At 45.5% G+C, this 16,988-nt stretch carries 12 protein-coding genes, 1 pseudogene and 1 riboswitch; of the genes and pseudogenes, 10 read left to right on the plus strand and 3 right to left on the minus strand.

The features are described from left to right. Positions 1–23: 23 nt before the first annotated feature. The 5 genes from FM037_RS04835 (at position 24) to FM037_RS04855 (ending at position 4,540) form a co-directional block, all read left to right on the plus strand. Positions 24–947 (plus strand): LysR family transcriptional regulator, encoded by a 924-nt coding sequence (locus FM037_RS04835; RefSeq protein WP_144045072.1) that lies wholly within the window; start codon positions 24–26, stop codon positions 945–947. A 1,233-nt stretch (positions 948–2,180) separates the two neighbouring features. Next, complete coding sequence (locus tag FM037_RS04840; protein WP_144045073.1) at positions 2,181–3,113, plus strand: CsgG/HfaB family protein; 933 nt, start codon at positions 2,181–2,183, stop codon at positions 3,111–3,113. Between the two features lie 12 nt (positions 3,114–3,125). Continuing rightward, positions 3,126–3,485, plus strand: coding sequence for a hypothetical protein (locus tag FM037_RS04845; protein WP_144045074.1), 360 nt, complete (start codon positions 3,126–3,128; stop codon positions 3,483–3,485). A gap of 15 nt (positions 3,486–3,500) precedes the next feature. Further along, positions 3,501–3,854: a DUF4810 domain-containing protein gene (locus FM037_RS04850; RefSeq protein WP_144045075.1), complete on the plus strand. Its 354-nt coding sequence runs from the start codon at positions 3,501–3,503 to the stop codon at positions 3,852–3,854. Between the two features lie 8 nt (positions 3,855–3,862). Continuing rightward, the gene (locus FM037_RS04855) at positions 3,863–4,540 is read left to right on the plus strand and encodes a GNA1162 family protein (RefSeq protein WP_152829412.1); all 678 of its coding nucleotides are present in this window, start codon (positions 3,863–3,865) and stop codon (positions 4,538–4,540) included. Between the two features lie 479 nt (positions 4,541–5,019). Here FM037_RS04855 and FM037_RS30325 read toward each other — a convergent pair. The 3 genes and pseudogenes from FM037_RS30325 to metH form a co-directional block, all read right to left on the minus strand. Next, positions 5,020–5,201, minus strand: a pseudogene (locus FM037_RS30325) (vitamin B12 dependent-methionine synthase activation domain-containing protein); the annotation flags it as partial. Between the two features lie 8 nt (positions 5,202–5,209). Next, on the minus strand, positions 5,210–5,455 hold the full coding sequence (locus tag FM037_RS29150; protein ID WP_227992669.1) for a Fic family protein: 246 nt from the start codon (positions 5,453–5,455) through the stop codon (positions 5,210–5,212). 1,023 nt (positions 5,456–6,478) lie between these two features. Next, positions 6,479–10,249, minus strand: coding sequence for a methionine synthase (gene metH / locus FM037_RS04865; protein ID WP_144045077.1), 3,771 nt, complete (start codon positions 10,247–10,249; stop codon positions 6,479–6,481). 549 nt (positions 10,250–10,798) lie between these two features. On the opposite strand from metH, the gene FM037_RS04870 reads away from it, so the two are divergent. From FM037_RS04870 to FM037_RS04885, 5 genes are all read left to right on the plus strand, one after another. Next, complete coding sequence (locus tag FM037_RS04870; protein ID WP_144045078.1) at positions 10,799–13,621, plus strand: ATP-binding protein; 2,823 nt, start codon at positions 10,799–10,801, stop codon at positions 13,619–13,621. Between the two features lie 92 nt (positions 13,622–13,713). Beyond that, on the plus strand, positions 13,714–13,848 hold the full coding sequence (locus FM037_RS29915; protein ID WP_267874863.1) for a hypothetical protein: 135 nt from the start codon (positions 13,714–13,716) through the stop codon (positions 13,846–13,848). 20 nt (positions 13,849–13,868) lie between these two features. Next, complete coding sequence (locus tag FM037_RS04875; protein ID WP_229381091.1) at positions 13,869–14,381, plus strand: histidine phosphatase family protein; 513 nt, start codon at positions 13,869–13,871, stop codon at positions 14,379–14,381. 225 nt (positions 14,382–14,606) lie between these two features. Next, a riboswitch (cobalamin riboswitch) is annotated at positions 14,607–14,875 on the plus strand. A gap of 31 nt (positions 14,876–14,906) precedes the next feature. After that, complete coding sequence (locus FM037_RS04880; protein ID WP_144045079.1) at positions 14,907–15,833, plus strand: ABC transporter ATP-binding protein; 927 nt, start codon at positions 14,907–14,909, stop codon at positions 15,831–15,833. Positions 15,834–15,900: 67 nt separating this feature from the next. Beyond that, positions 15,901–16,965: a FecCD family ABC transporter permease gene (locus tag FM037_RS04885; protein WP_144048824.1), complete on the plus strand. Its 1,065-nt coding sequence runs from the start codon at positions 15,901–15,903 to the stop codon at positions 16,963–16,965. The last annotated feature ends 23 nt before the right edge of the window (positions 16,966–16,988 follow it).

Genomic DNA, 16,988 nt, shown 5'->3' on the forward strand with positions numbered 1-16,988 from the left:
TAAGCTGAATAATAGGAGAGGGCGTGGATAAGTTTTCTGATATGGAAATGTTTGTCAGCATTGTGAAGCATCAAGGGTTAGCCGCTGCTGGGCGCGATATCGGCCTTTCCCCTGCCACAATGACGGCAAGGTTGCAGGCACTTGAACAAAGGTATGCGGTGAAGTTGCTTAATCGCAGTACCAGACACATATCGCTGACAGATTCTGGAGCGCTTTATCATAAAGCCTGTATTGAGATTTTAGATAACGTCAATGAAACAGAAGACCTGATTCAAAATGGTGTTAAAGAGGTGAAAGGCTCACTAAAAATCGCGGCGCCAAAGGATGTCGGTAAACAATATATTCTTCCAATAGTGTCTGAGTTTTGTAAGCTATATCCTGATGTTGTGCCTTATTTATATTTGAACGACAATGTCTCTAACATTGCCGAGTCGGGTATGGATATTGTTATTCGTTATGGTGAGCTTGCTGATAGTAACTTGATCTCGCGGCGATTGTCGGCTAGCAGACGGGTGTTATGCGCCTCACCTGCATATTTGAAGCAATATGGCACACCATTAACACCACAGGATTTAGTGCATCATCATTGCCTAGCAATGCTTCGTAGTAACGAGGAGTTAAAGACCTGGCACTTTCAAGATCAAGATAAAAGAAATGCAATCACGGTTGTCCCTAAGCGTTTTTCTGATGATGGAGAAGTCATTCGATGCTGGGCTTTAGAAGGGGCTGGCATTGCGCTTAAATCCGTTTTAGACATTCAAGATGATATTGATAATCTACGACTTGTTACAGTGCTCAATGGTTATATGAAAAATTTCAATGCATCGACCTCAGTATCGAGTGCCGACTTAAACGTGGTGTACATTAGTAAACAGTATCAACCGAAACGAATTCGATTATTTTTAGATTTTATGATCGATAAGTTCCGCTATTCGTCAAATTATTAGGATTTAATATCACTCGATATTATGTTCATTATTGAGCTAGCAGAGGCAATCAAATAATAGGAACGACTAGATTACTCTGGATCATAGTCAAGTAGTGTTACTAATCACCTCTGTGTATCCTCAATACTCATTTCTTTACGCGCTGCCTAAAGTTACAACTCGTCCCCGTTGGAAGTAGCCATATTTACCTCCGTGTTTTCCGTGTAGCGTAGCGCTCTGTGGTGAAAATGCTCTTGGCCTTCGTTAAAAAAAAAGCGATTTACCACGGAGTACACAGAGGTCACGGAGAAGGAAAGCTGCAAGAGTTTTTACTTCGAATAAAGGAGTCGTTAACAATACAAAAGTGTGGCTGAACTGCCTTTTTTTGTGTTTAGCCAATCTAGTTTAGTCGGTGCTTAACTAGCTGTTATCTAAAATGTTGTCTATTAAGTCATCTAAAATAAAAGCTGAATAATTGTAGAGAAAATGATTAGTAGAAACTGCTAGACAGATTGTATACAGAACGCTATCTTGTCTGTCGAAAAGATAAACAAAAAACAAGGATGATTTCCTAAGCGGCACCGCTTAATACCCATAACAGGTACTAGCAAGCAGCTCAGGCGGAACCCGTATCAGGATGATATACCACTCTTTGCTTCGCTTTATGAACATTTAGCAGCCAGAGCCCAAAGAGCCCGTTACTTGTATCAAGTTGCTAGCGTAATAAATAGTTAACAATCAATTGTTTAAAAACATTAATCCATACAAAATTCTCATTTGTTTGGATTCTACATTTCTAAACCGATGCACAATGGAGGGCACTGAGAACCAAGGAGTAAGGAAGCATTTAGATATTTTGGATACTGTAATCTTTACTTACGTGTTTTCTATGGAAGCGTAGCGCTTTGTGGAAGTAATTGAGAGTGCAACTAGGGAAGCTTCTACTCAAGATGTTTTGTCGTTAACAAAACAAAATATGCGACTGTCCAGTCCCCCCAGATAAAAACTATATTTTTCAGCTGAATATCTAATTGGATGAAGAAGGGAGTATAAAATGCGAGCTTCCTTGGTATCGAAAGCTAAAGTGGGTTATTTTATTTTTTGTAGTTCATAAATGTAAAACACAAACTTGAGGGAAAAATCAACGAAATATGACATAGGTAGCAGAATTCTCAAGCGCGTAGATCTCCAAGTAATAGTGCTCATTTTAAATATAATGAAGCATCAACGGATAAAATTAAAAAAGAGAACAAAATGAATAAATGGAATATTTTCGTATTCACCTGGTTGACACTTTTTTGCCTTCAAGGACCTGCATTTGCAACTGGATTGGATGCAACATCTTCAAACACAAGTATAAAGTCTGATTCGGCTCAAACGTTTCTAAAACGTAAAATCGCAATAGCAAGATTTTCAAATGAAACTCAGGCAGCAAACAGCTTTCTAGTAGACAGTTCTAACAATAGAATTGGTAAACAAGCGGCTGATATCCTTAGTGCTCGCCTAGCCGACACCAATAAGTTTATTATGTTTGAACGTCTTGACAGTGATGAAGTTAATTCAGAAAACATATTAAAAGGCATAAATGATAGTGGCGTTTCTGTTGATTACTTAATCGTTGGTTCTGTGAGCGAATTTGGCCGTTCAGCTGAGAGTACTACAGGTTTATTCTCTCAGTCAAAAATACAGAAAGCTTATACAAAGGTTAACGTCCGCTTAGTGGATGTAACAACAGGAAGGATAATAAGCTCTGTTGAAGGGGCTGGTGAAGCAACCACTGAAACAAAGAAAACACTTGGAGCTGGAACATCTGCTGCATTTGATCAAAGCCTAACTGATAAAGCGTTATCACAAGCGATATCTCAAATGATCAGCAATCTAGTCGAAAACATGACGGCCAAGCCTTGGAAATCATATTTTCTATCAAATGAGGATGGCACTTTCATCATTTCTGGAGGAGAAGCACAGGGTCTTTCTGAAGGTATGGAGTTAGTTGTTTATCAGAATGGGAAGCAAGTGAAAAACCCACAAACAGGTGGCCGTATCACTTTACCGGGGAAGAAAATCGGTAAGATCCAAGTGTTATCTACATATGGAAATGATGAGTTTGAGCAAATATCTTTCGTAGATGTAGTTGAAGGGTCGATTAGCGATGACCTGTCAAAATATTACCTTTCTGACAAATAAAATGAGACTTTCATGAGAACAATAATATTTTTATTTTTAAGTGTATTTTTAATTGCATGCGGATCAAATGTACAGCGAAATGAAACGGGTTTAGAACATGAACAAAAAGTCGTCATAATTGCCGACGTGTTAGTTGGAAATTCAATTTCTGTTGCTGCAATCAATAACCATATAATTAATGGTCAAGATTTAACTCCCTATGCAACAGGTATTGCTGGTGCTGCTGATGCAGCAGATGAAAATCGTCAAATTCTAGTAATAAAATTGGATAAAGGATCACACAGACTATCCATCAAGAGCCCTACAGGTACAGTTCTTTACACTAAAGACATTTACCTTGCTGATGGTCAAGTAAGAACAATACGACTCTAAAAGGAAAAGTAACTAATGCTAATTAAAACAAGATACCTTTTTATACTTGCCACGACATTTCTGTTTGCAGGCTGTGCTTCGATAACTGAGAGTGGATATTACTGGGGGAACTACTCCGAGACCTACTATGAATATATTAAAGCGCCTTCAGAACAAAGTGTCACAAATCACCTCAATGAGTTAAACAGAATTGTTGATACATCAAAGCAAAAAGGTTTGAAAGTTCCTCCAGGGATTTATGCTGAAATTGGATACATTACAGCAAAACGTGGTGATAGCGATGACAGTATTGCTTATTACCGCCAAGAAGCTGAATTGTACCCAGAGTCCAAAGGCTTTATTGAACGCTTAATATCAGATCAGAAATAGGGATAAACATGCGCTTACTCATTTCAATTACTATTGTTTTACTTATGTCGGGCTGTGCAGCTAAGACAACAACTAAAGAAGCTGCCTTTCCTGACATGTATTCAGACGTTAATCGTCAAGTTATGCTCATTGTTCCCGTTATCAATGAAACAACAGCTGCTGAAGCTCCCGACTTCCTAAACGCGACGGTTGCCCAGCCTTTAGCTGATAAAGGCTACTATGTACTCCCTGTACCTATTGTGAGCAATATTTTCAAAGAGGCAGGGATTATTGATGGCACGCAACTAAAAGGGATCCCATTTTCAACCTACAAAGATAAATTTGGTGCAGAATCAGTACTCTTTATCAAGTTAACATCCTGGGAAACTAATTATATGGTCATTTCAGGCAATGTTACTGTAGGGATGGAGTACATTTTAGTTTCAGCAGAAACGAACAGTGTATTATGGTCATATAAAAATACATTCGTGCTAGATACTTCTGGTTCTTCTGGAAATTTACTTGCAGATTTAATCGTAACAGCGATATCAACTGCAGCAACTGATTATGTTCCAGTAGCAAGACGTGTACATTCTAACGCTGTAATGACATTACCAGTTGGCAAGTATCACCCCAAATACCTACAAGATGGGAAAGTAAAAAATGTTATTCCTGAACTAGCGAGTGCTCCAGTAGAAAAGTTCTAGAACCTTAAAAAGACGGGATATACCTTTTGGCTTTTCTAAATAGAGCCACAAGCTACAATAATCCCGTTGGAAGTTGCTGAAGGGCGTTGGAATAAATGATGTGAGTCAGACACGGATGTCTGATTAGCTTTCGGGGTGCAGGATGTACCATCGGAAGCGGTAGTCATTTACCCATAAGAACAGAGGAAGACAACTTCGCCGGCGTCATAGGTACTTTGGTTTACGAAGAATCAAGGGCGAAGGTTGCGACAGTAACCTCTCTGAGCGAGAGGTATGGATACCGAACTGGCTGTTAAACATGGATGTTATTGATAGGACGAGTAATCCTCCTTGCTCTACTTTTCATTGCGAGAAGGGTGGAACCCTGCGATATACATCCAAACGAAGTTTGGAAAGCTAGATCCCGGCCTAAAAGCATCGCCGGGATGACAGGGGATAGCTGATGATTCAGGAATCCCCACTAATAAGAGTAAACATGATTACTCTGGATCATCATCCAACACTGGTGCTAACCACCTATCAGTCTCAGCCAAACTCATCCCCTTACGCGCAGCTGATCTCTACCTATATTAGTCACGCCAAAGTAGCGTTACTGATGGTGGGTATGGGTGGGCAAAGTACCAACCTGATACCTCGCTGTTGGGAGCATGGTGTAGCTTTTATATCGCACTATATTTCGTGATTCTCTGCATTAAAAGCAATCGTAAAAATCTCAATTAGCAGCTGTAAATCTCCGTTATAGCCTGCAATGTTTGCCTGTACCCATTCCTCTTTATCGATATTTGGCCATACTAATTCCTGTCCTAATACAAATGCTAACTCTTCAAAAAATAAACGCAGGGTTCTGCCGTTACCTTCCCTAAAAGGGTGAATAATATTAAGTTCACAATAAATGTCGGCAAAAGCAGCAATCAATATTGTTAAGTCAGATATCTCACTAAGATGTGGGATTAAGGAAAATTCCTTTGAGGATTGCTGGACTATGCGGCTAGCAGCGCAAAATCGAGTTCAGCCTTTCGATACATCAATGCTTCTTATTTCACCAGCCCAATTATACATATCTTGAAAAAGGTGGTGGTGAATCGTTTGCAAATGATTAAGAGTAAAGTGAGATAAGGATGGGTCAGTTGCTTGATAGGCGAGCAGTCGTTGGGCGTAGAAGTCGGTTTCTGCTTCACTTAGAGTATTGGGATCGTGTATATCGAAAAGGTTGATTAGAGTGTCGCTGTCTGGGTAACAATATGGATCCGACTCTGTACCGTACTTATCGCGCATATTGTGCTTTTAATTGGGAGATAGTTTTACTTGTACTGTTTGCTTTAATGCTAAGCCCTTCATAACTTAAACTCGTTTTCATATTTTGTAGGCTTGGTTTAAATGTACGTTCAGCATTGGATGTAACATTGCTTTTTTTCATCATCATTCTCTAATCAATTTAACCAGCAAATTAAGTTTACACTATTTTAGTTACTTTGAAATACAAGAATGAATAGGGTATATATGGCTGGTTTTGAATATCAGGGGATTAATCAGGGTCAGAGTAAGAGTTCACAGTGCTCTAGTAAATGAAGGTTAAAGCTACAACTATTCCCCGTTGGAAGTTGCTGAAATACGTAATTGAAAATGCCGTATAGCCATCATGGATGATGGATAAGGCTCGGAGCTACAGGGATGTAGCATCTGAGTTGTTAGGCGATTTATATTGGAGTATGAGGCCCGTACTCAATGCATGTAACTTCGCCGGGCGTCATGGTGGATGCAAGGAGGATGGGACGAGCAGTCCTCCTTGCCCTACTTTTCATTGCGAGAAGGGTGGGAATCCTGCGATATACATCCAAACGAAGTTTGGAAAGCTAGATCCCGGCCTAAAAGCATCGCCGGGATGACAGGGGATAGCTGATGATTCAGGAACCCCTACTAAAAAGAGTAACCTTATGATTACTCAGGATCATAATCTAACACTGGTGCTAACCACCGCTCTGTATCCTCAATACTCATTCCTTTACGTGCCGCATAATCCTCGACTTGATCTCGACCGATATTGGTCACGCCAAAGTAGCGCGACTTAGGATGGGCGAAGTACCAGCCAGAAACTGCAGCGGTTGGGAACATGGCGTAGCTCTCGGTGATATTAAGGCCGATAGTCTCATCGGGCTTTAACAGATCCCAAAGCAGACCTTTCTCTGTGTGATCGGGGCAAGCTGGGTAACCAGGGGCTGGACGTATGCCTTTATACTTCTCACGAATCAGTGCTTCGTTATCCAACACTTCATCGCTGGCATAACCCCAAAACTCCTTACGTACACGTTCATGCATACGCTCGGCGAAGGCTTCGGCCAATCGGTCTGCTAAGCATTTGAGCATAATGGCACTGTAGTCATCGTGGTCTGCTTCGAAGCGCGCAACATGCTCGTCGATACCGTGACCCGCAGTGACTGCGAAGCCGCCCATGTAGTCGGCGACGCCTGAGTTTTTTGGTGCGACAAAGTCGGCCAGACAAAAGTTGTCGTTGCCCACACGCTCTATCTGCATGCGCAGATGGTGCAGGGTCATTATTGGTTTCTCGCGAGACTCGTCCGTCCCATCACAAGAGTACAGCTCAATATCGTCATGATTGACAGTATTAGCTGGGAACAGGCCGATAACGCCCTTGGCGGTGAGCCATTTCTCATCGATGATCTTCTTAAGCATGGCCTTGCCATCGGCGAACAGCTTAGTGGCTTCTTCGCCAACGACCTTATCGGTTAAGATTTTAGGGAAGTGTCCGTGTAACTCCCAGCTGCGGAAAAACGGCGTCCAGTCGATACGCTCGACCAGATCTTCTAATGGGTAGTCATCGAATACCTGACGGCCCAGCTGATTGGGGATAAACGGGGTGTAGTTGTCCCAGTCATACTTGCAGCGATTATCACGGGCCGCTTTGATAGTCGTGATGATCTTGCGCTTGGTCTGTGACAGGCGTTTCTCGCGCATCACATCGTACTCCTGATAGGCGGCGTCTATGGTGGCCTGACGAGTCTCGTTATTAATCAGCTTGGACACCATAGGCACGGCGCGTGAGGCGTCGGCGATATAGATGGCCCCTGTCGGTGAGTGTGGGGCAATTTTTACCGCGGTGTGAATTTTCGAGCAGGTCGCGCCGCCGATTATCGTTGGAATGGTTAAGCCCGCCTTATGGAAGCTCTTAACGTTATGCACCATCTCATCCAGACTCGGGGTGATAAGCCCTGACATGCCTATGATGTCGACGTTCTCGGCTATGGCCACGTCGATGATCTTCTCCACCGGCACCATGACTCCGAGGTCGATAACATCATAGCCGTTACAGGCCAGTACCACGCCGACAATATTTTTGCCGATATCGTGCACGTCACCCTTAACGGTGACCATTAAGATCTTGCCGTTTGACTGACCCGGCGTCTTCTCTTCTTCGATATAGGGGTTGAGGTAAGCCACGGCTTTTTTCATTACCCGGGCAGATTTTACCACCTGAGGTAGGAACATCTTGCCCGAGCCGAACAGGTCACCGACGACATTCATGCCGTCCATTAGAGCGCCTTCGATCACATCAAGCGGACGGCTCGACGCTGCTCGCGCCTCTTCCGTGTCTTCGTCGATATAATCTGTGATGCCTTTAACCAGAGCGTGGGCTAGACGTTTATTGACCTCCCAGCTGCGCCATTCGAGATCTTCTTTTTTGGCGGTTTGACTGCCGTCGCCGCGAAACTTCTCCGCTACTTCCAATAACAGTTCTGTGTTATTGGTGGCATCGCCATTCTTATCGACTGCGGTGCAAGCAAAGTTCCCGACTATGGCCTCGACCCTTTCCTTAAGCTCTGGGTCGATATCGTCATAGATGGCTAATTGACCAGCGTTGACGATACCCATGTCCATGCCGGCCTGAATCGCGTGATAGAGGAACACGGCATGAATCGCCTCTCGGACCGGATTGTTACCACGGAAGGAGAAGGAGACGTTAGATACACCGCCGGAAATCATCGCGTGGGGCAAGGTGCGCTTTATCTCGGCGGTGGCTTCGATAAAGTCGACGGCATAGTTATCATGCTCTTCGATACCCGTGGCGATGGCGAAAATGTTGGGATCGAAGATGATATCTTCCGGCGGGAAGCCCACCTTATCTACCAATACCCGGTAGGCGCGGGTACAGATCTCTATTTTGCGCGCCTTAGTATCGGCCTGGCCCTGTTCGTCGAAGGCCATGATGATGGCCGCAGCGCCGTAGCGTTTAACTAAGGTGGCCTGCTGGATAAACTTCTCTTCTCCCTCTTTTAGCGAGATGGAGTTAACGATACCTTTACCCTGGATACACTTAAGTCCGGCCTCGATCACTTCCCATTTGGAGGAGTCGATCATAATCGGCACACGTGAGATATCAGGCTCGGAGGCGATAAGGTTCAGGAATTTGTGCATGATTTCGGCGCCGTCGAGCATGCCCTCATCCATGTTGATATCTATGATCTGCGCGCCGTTCTCTACTTGATCGCGGGCAACAGAAAGCGCCTCTTCGAATTCACCAGTCTTGATAAGACGTAAAAACTTGGCCGAGCCAGTGACGTTGGTACGCTCACCCACGTTAAGAAACAGCGAGTTTTTGTCTATGGTCAGCGGCTCAAGTCCAGCCAGACGACAGGCCACCGGGATATCGGGTAGCGGACGGGCGGGGTACTTGATAACGGCTTCGCGAATGACGCGAATATGATTCGGCGTGGTACCACAACAGCCACCGATTATATTAAGGAAGCCGTCCTGGGCCCACTCACCGATAATATCGGCCATCTGCTTAGGGGTTTCATCATAGCCACCGAACTCATTGGGCAAGCCCGCATTTGGATGAGCCGAGACGAAACACTCGGAAATCTTAGATAGCTCTTCTACATAAGGGCGCAGCTCTTTAGGTCCCAGGGCGCAGTTAAGGCCAATTGATAGCGGCTTAACATGGCGTAGTGAGTTGTAGAAGGCTTCGGTGGTTTGTCCGGTCAGGGTACGGCCCGATGCATCGGTAATGGTGCCGGATATCATGATAGGCAAGCGTGCACCGAGATCGTCATAGACAGTCTCGACGGCAAAAAGTGCGGCTTTGGCGTTTAAGGTGTCGAAAATGGTTTCTACCATGATGATATCGGCGCCGCCCTCAATCAGGGCATTGATAGACTCAACATAAGCCTCGACCAGTTCATCGAAGGTGACATTTCGGTATCCCGGGTCATTCACATCCGGGCTGATAGAACAGGTGCGGTTAGTCGGGCCGAGTACACCGGCTACATAGCAGCTGCGGCCAGTCTCTTGCTCCACTTCATCGGCAGCGGCGCGGGCGAGGCGGGCTCCCTCAAGGTTTATCTGGGCCGAGAACTCCTGCATGTCGTAGTCGGCCATGGCGATACGCGTCGAGTTGAAGGTGTTGGTCTCGATAATATCGGCGCCGGCCAGCAGGTATTGTTTATGAATGCCCTTGATGGCAGCAGCTTGAGTCAGCACCAACATGTCGTTGTTGCCTTTAACATCCTTATGCCAGTCTTTGAATTGTTCGCCGCGAAAATCTTCCTCTTCCAACTTAAGGTCTTGGATCATGGTGCCCATGGCACCATCGAGAATGAGGATCCCTTGTTCGAGTTGTCGGGTCAATTTTAAGGTGAGTTGTTGACCTTTCTCTTTGGTTAATCTTTGGGTACTTAGGGTGCCACTGGCCATAAATTCTACCTGCCTTAATAGATCTGCGCTGCATCTCTATTGAAACCACTGCGTGGTATCGTTTGGATGTTTATACGTATAGACGTCTATACTAAACCAGACACGTATCTGTGTCGAGTTGCCATATTGTGTGTTCTATCACCTTGTATATTGACTTATTTGTGAATGAATTTTCCACTCTTTTAAGGTCTGAACTATGCTTTAAGCAGGCTCTTTACTGGAGAAATGTGGTGTGGAGGAAAAATAATAATCAAGCAGCCTTCAGACTGTTGGCTCTAATTATGTGGTTTTTTATTGTCTCATGGCCAGTCGCCAGCAACATAGCATTCAGCCTATCTAGTATGTTACTGAGTATCACTTTGATTTGGCTGTCTTTAATTCTATTTTTATATGCTTTGACTAAGTAGGTTAGTCGATGATGTGTAGACATGCATTGGAGCCCAATTTACCTCTCCAGCCTCTCGCTGAGACGGTAAAAGTTGTGCTTTGTGCTCTGTATCCTCAAATTCCTCATGACAGAGAGTTTTATGTAAAATCCAAGGTGGTGAGATGATTAGCGCTACGAGTTTGCTGCTGATCATATTAGCTTATGTAGGCTTTCTATATATGATTGCTGCCTGGGCTGAAGCTGGTAGCGAACTAGCTCAAAAGATCACCACCAGCGCCGCAGTTTACGCCCTGTCCTTAGCCATATATTGTACCAGTTGGACTTTCTTCGGCAGTGTCGGTATCGCCACTCGCTCTAGCATCTTGATGTTGACTATCTATCTGGGCCCGACGCTCTTGATGATCGTTATCTGGCCCTTGATGCAAAGAATATTGCTGATTAAGCAGATATACAGGGTGACCAGTATCGCTGACTTCCTCTCTGCCAGATATAATCGCAGTGTGTCGCTGGCGGGACTCGCGGCCTTAGTGGCCATGATAGGCATAGTGCCTTATTTAGCCCTGCAGCTTAAGGCGATAAATACGTCTATCGACTTGCTTCTGGCGGTGCAAGTCGGGACTAAGCTCACTATAGCCTGGTTGGTTTGGCTGGGCGTCGCCCTGTTTACCATAGTGTTTGGTATCCGCCATCTGGACCCCACTGAGCGTCACCCAGGCATGATGTTGGCGTTGGCGGTAGAAGGTGTGGTTAAGCTGGCAGCCATGTTGACCGTCGGGGTATTTGTCTGTTTCGTGATGTTCGACTCTCCCCTGGATATCTTTGCTCAATTGGAACAGAAGATGCCTGAGGCTGCGGCTAATATGTCGTCGAAACCCGCATTTGTCACTTGGTTTAGTTACCTCATATTAGCGGGAACAGCCTTCATGCTACTTCCACGGCAGTTCCATGTGATGGTGGTGGAGAACCCGGACCCTAATCATGTTAAAAAAGTCCAGTGGTGGCTGCCTGTCTATCTCATCTTGATGACCTTGTTTGTCACGCCTATTGCGGCGGCGGGCTTGCTACTGTTGGGGCCCGAAACAGCCGATAGCTATATGTTGTCTATTCCCATGTTAGCCGGGCAAGAGCTATTGACTATCTTCGTGTTCATTGGTGGTTTCTCAGCCTCTATGGCCATGCTTATGGTGTCGGGAATGACTCTATCGACCATGTTCAGTAACCACTTGGTTTTACCTCTCATTCAGTGGTTCAGACCGGATAGTCGCTTGAAGAAGTATTTACTGCAATCTCGCTGGTTGGCGGTTTTTATCGTGCTTGGGGCCGGGCAGATGTTTTACCTCTATCTGGGCGAGTCCTACATGTTGGTTAACATGGGGATGATCTCATTTTGCGCCGTGTTACAGTTTCTGCCCTTGGTTATTGCCGGTTTATATTGGCCTCAGGTCACAACGAAAGGCGCATTTTCGGGCCTGTGCGCTGGCTTTGGCATCTGGGCTTATTGTTTGCTTTTACCTGCAATCATGAAAAGTGGTTGGATCAATGCCGATATTTTGTTAACGGGTCCCTTCGGCATAGGTTGGCTGCATCCCGAGCATCTATTGGGCACCGAAATGCACAAGATCAGTCATGGCGCTTTCTGGTCCATGGCGGCAAACATCTCGGCGCTGGTATTGGGCAGTCTGTACTCTAAGATGTCCGGGGAAGAGAAGCGTTACAATGCCGAGTTTATGGATGTGATGGCTGAGCGTGTGGCTGAAGATGAAGCCATCATGGATACCTTGCCCAGAAATATCGAGCTTGATCCTAAGCTTAAATTACTCAAAGGTATATTCAGCCAGTATCTGACTCCTGAATATGCCGAGATGAAACTGGCAGCCTGTCTGATCGAGGCTGAACTCAATGAGGCTAGTCTGATCAATGTGCAGGAACTGGCAAATCTGGAGCGAACCACTGAGAGGCAGTTGAGTGGTATCACTGGGGCAGCGGTGGCCCACATGGTGGTGACTCAGTCTAACCTTTATTCCGAGCAAGAGATCCGCACCTTAGAGCGTTATTACGGTCAGTTATTGGCACAGTTGAAAATAAGTCCGGCTCAGTTAAGGCAACAACTTAACTACTCGAAAGAGAAAGAGTTGTTGGCTAAGCGATACTCAGAGCAGATGCAGGGTATAGTCGATGACAGAACCCGCGAGCTACAAGAGACCTTAGATAAACTCAAGAGCGCTCAGGCCCATTTGGTTGAAACCGAGAAGCAGGCATCATTAGGTAAAATGGTCGCGGGAATAGCCCATGAGATCAATACGCCAATCGGTGTCTGTGTCACCGCGGCATCTCACCTACATGATGAGGTCGTTGGACTGAAGAAGATGTTTGCCGCCGGGGAGCTGAGTGAAGAGGAGTTTCAAGGCTTTATGCTAACCTGCACCGAGTCGATGGATATCATTCTTAAGAACAATGCTCGGGCATCTAAGTTGATCCAGAGCTTTAAACGGGTCGCTGTGGATCAATCCAGTGAGCAGGTTAGAGAGTTTGGCCTTAAAGAATATCTCGGCGAGATCTTAATGTCGCTGCGTCCAACATTGAAAAAAGAGCCTCATAAAATACAGGTTATATGTCCAGATAAGCTTATCTGTAATACCTATCCTGGGGTTATTTCGCAGGTGGTGACTAACCTGATAATGAATAGCTTACTGCATGCCTTTAAGCCTGAACAGGTCGGTAAGGTCACCATAGAAGTGACTGGCAGTGAGGGGAACATATTAATGAATTACAGCGATGATGGTGTCGGCTTAGATGAAGATGGCGAGAAGAATCTATTTGATCCCTTCTATACCACTAAGCGTAATCAGGGAGGCAGTGGACTGGGCACACATCTGGTGTATAACTTGGTGACCCAGAAACTCAAGGGGGAAGTTGACGTCGAAACATCGCCAGGTAAGGGACTCTGTTACCATATACGTTTCCCGCAAAATATTGAGAGTTAGACTTATACTGGGAACAAGAGGATAGGAGTTAGAATCTAGATTCTAGGAAGTAGCACTAGAAATAGAAACGGGAAACCAGCAAAGGAGAAAATATGTCTGAAGGAGCTCAAGGTGACAGCAAGAGCTGCATTGAGAATAAGGCTGAGCGTACCACTGTCTTTTATCTTCTCCGTCATGGTGAATGCGAAGGCGGTGATATACTCAGGGGCATACAGATGTCGCCGTGAGTCAAGCGGGGCGAGCATCGATGACAGCTGCCATTGAACGTCTCGTTGAGCGTCACGATGTGGAGTTTGACCAACTATTCTCATCCCCCCTGCGTCGCTGCAGTGAGTTTGCACTCAACCTCTATCTGAAAAATGGAGTGCCATTAAAACTGGAGGACGGTTTAAAGGAGGTTAATTTTGGTGATTGGGATGGCGAGACCTTAGAGAGTTTGTATCAGAACTCCGCTCAGATGATAGAAAGCTATTGGAAGAATCCCTGGGCCGTGACACCACCTAATGGTGAGAGCATGCTTGAGTTTGAATTCAGAATCGATGCCCTTTGGCAATCTATTTTGCAGCAATATTCGGGACAAACCTTACTCTTGATCACTCACGCTGGAGTGATGAGACACTTGATGGCCAATGCCCTTGGTGTGAGTGGGGTGGCCGGTTTTTACACTCAGCTGTCATTAGCTTATGCTTCTGTGGTCAAGATATCTGTGTTCACCTCTCCTCAGGGCCACTTCACTAAGCTGCATTGGGGCGATGACTAATCGCTTTTTACTCTGTCTCTATGACTTATCTGAGTATGTCTTAGTATGAATCAACGCGATCACTTCACAGGTACAATTTGCCAATACAAGTAAAATCGGCATAATAGCGCCCATTAGAGCTTGTTATGTAAATTATCTATTTAGTACTTTATTTAATTTTTTATTCTTTTTAGTTTCTAAGAGGAAGGTTTCAAGTTCGCAAAATGAGGTGTTGAGAGCTAATCTGGCCGTTTAATCAAGTGTGCCCATTTTATTGCTAACTCAAACTTAAAAGGGAATTGGGACGATAGCTCCTAGCTTATGTCTTTAGCTTATGTCTTTAGCTTATGTTTATAGCATTAGCAGCATTAGCTATCAGCTTTAGAAGCCCAAACTGTGCCCGCAACTGTGAGTGATTTTTAAAAACGTTCCTAGAATCTAGAATCTAGTACCTAGGAACTAGAATCTTGTTTTTAATCACCAGTCAGGATACCTGCCTCATTTTGTCGCGATAATACTCGAGCGGGTAACTCGGGGGAGTCATAGATGTCATTAGTTTCAGGCTCAACGTCACAGAACACACCTGAGCTCGCCTTGGATGTGCGCGAGCTTAGCTGGCAAGTCGAGTCACGCTCGATTCTGTCGCAGGTAAGCTTCTCCATAAGGCGCGGTGAGATGCTCGGCATTATCGGGCCTAACGGTGCGGGAAAGTCGACCTTGCTTCGCTGCATCTATCGATATATCAAGCCTGATAGTGGCCGAATCCAGCTGTTTGGCCAAGAGATAACTTGTCTCTCCTCTAAGGCCTTCGCCAGAGAGGTGGCAGTAGTACTGCAAGATACCCCTCATCACTTCGAGTTGACCACGGCGCAATTGGTGGCTATCGGTTTGACGCCCCATAAAGGCCCGTTCGAATTCACTAATTCTGCCGATCGGGTCTTGATATCCGATGCGCTGGAAAAAGTTGGTTTAACCCATAAGGCTAAGCAGAGTTATGAATATCTCTCTGGCGGTGAAAAGCAAAGAGCCTTGATAGCGCGTGCCATAGTGCAGCAGCCTAAACTTCTTATTCTCGATGAGCCGACCAATCATTTAGATATCCATTATCAGATCCAGATCATGGAGCTGTTGCGCTCAATCGGGATCACTGTGATCACCTCTATTCACGATCTTAATCTCGCTAGCGCCATGTGCGACAAATTACTTCTGCTGGAAGAGGGAAAGTGTATTTCTTACGGTTCGCCTAAACAGGTGCTCACAGAGCAGGCCATAGGCGAGGTCTTCGGTGTCTGTTCCCATGTCGCGCCTCATCCTCAACATGGAAATCCACAGATCTGTTACTACTATGGTTATGAGACGAGTTACGACAAGGGTTACGAGCCAGGACATAAGAATAGCTATGAGAAGGGCCGTGAGAAGAGTCAGGGTAATAAAAGTGGCCCGGTTTCTCTCGAGGACGTAGCCCATGACTAGAAGTGTCAAACTCCCAGCAGGAATTGGAATGGCGGAAACTGATTCAGTTGCAGTGAAAACCAGAGAAATGAAAACTGGTGAAGTCGATTTGGTTAAGCATGAGCTGTTTGCTCATAAATGGATTTTATTCTCCCTGAGCTTATTATCTCTGCTGAGTCTGATGTTTGCCGCGAGTTTTGGTGCCGCAAATATCTCGTTTATGGACACCTTAGATGTGGTCTTGCATCAGTTGTTCGGGATTGGCGACGTTGCTAGCATCACCCAGCGCATAGTGATGGAACTGAGATTTCCTAGAGTCATATTGGCATTTATTGCTGGAGCTGGTCTCTCTATCGCAGGTAGTGTGCTGCAAACTGTCACACGCAACCCACTGGCGGACCCTTATCTGTTCGGTATCTCTTCTGGGGCATCTTTTGGTGCTGTTATTGTGCTAACACTATTTACCGGCTCAGGGCTGCTCGCCGGCTCTGGTCTGTTTGAACAGTTTAGCTGGATGACATTGCCTCTGGGGGCCTTTATGGGGGCCGGCTTGTCGGTTGCTATGGTACTGGCTCTGTGTGGCCGACACATGAGCAGCCAGATAGAGCGCATGTTGCTCTCGGGCGTGGCGATATCATTTATGTTCGGCGCACTAACTAGCTTGTTGCTCTACTTTTCAGACCCTCAGGCGGCCGCATCAGTGCTGTTTTGGAGTCTAGGGAGCTTCTCGAAAGCCAGCTGGAGTGGGTTAATCGCGCCTTTTGTGATTGTCACTGGCTGTACAGGTATCATCTTACTGTTTAAGAGACAGATAATGGCCATGCGGGCAGGTGATGAAACGGCCCATACTTTAGGTATAAACGTGAGTCGATTGCGGCTGCAAATGCTGCTGCTCTGTTCCATCATCACCGCGATTCTCGTTGCCAATTGTGGCGGCATAGGTTTTGTTGGTTTAATGGTGCCCCATACCGTAAGAATGCTGTTTCCCGGTCATTTCCCCCTCATTACCACTGCCTTAGTCGGTGGGGTATTTATGGTGTGGGTAGATGTCTTAGCAAGGACCATGTTGAGCCATCAGGAACTGCCCGTAGGCATAATCACAGCTGTGATAGGCAGCATCTTCTTCTTAGGGATCTTAAGTCGAAGGAAGTGAACCTCCTCTAGGTAGGAGCGGCT

It is taken from the genome of Shewanella psychropiezotolerans, from assembly GCF_007197555.1.
In the GTDB taxonomy this organism is placed as follows: Bacteria; Pseudomonadota; Gammaproteobacteria; order Enterobacterales; family Shewanellaceae; genus Shewanella; species Shewanella psychropiezotolerans.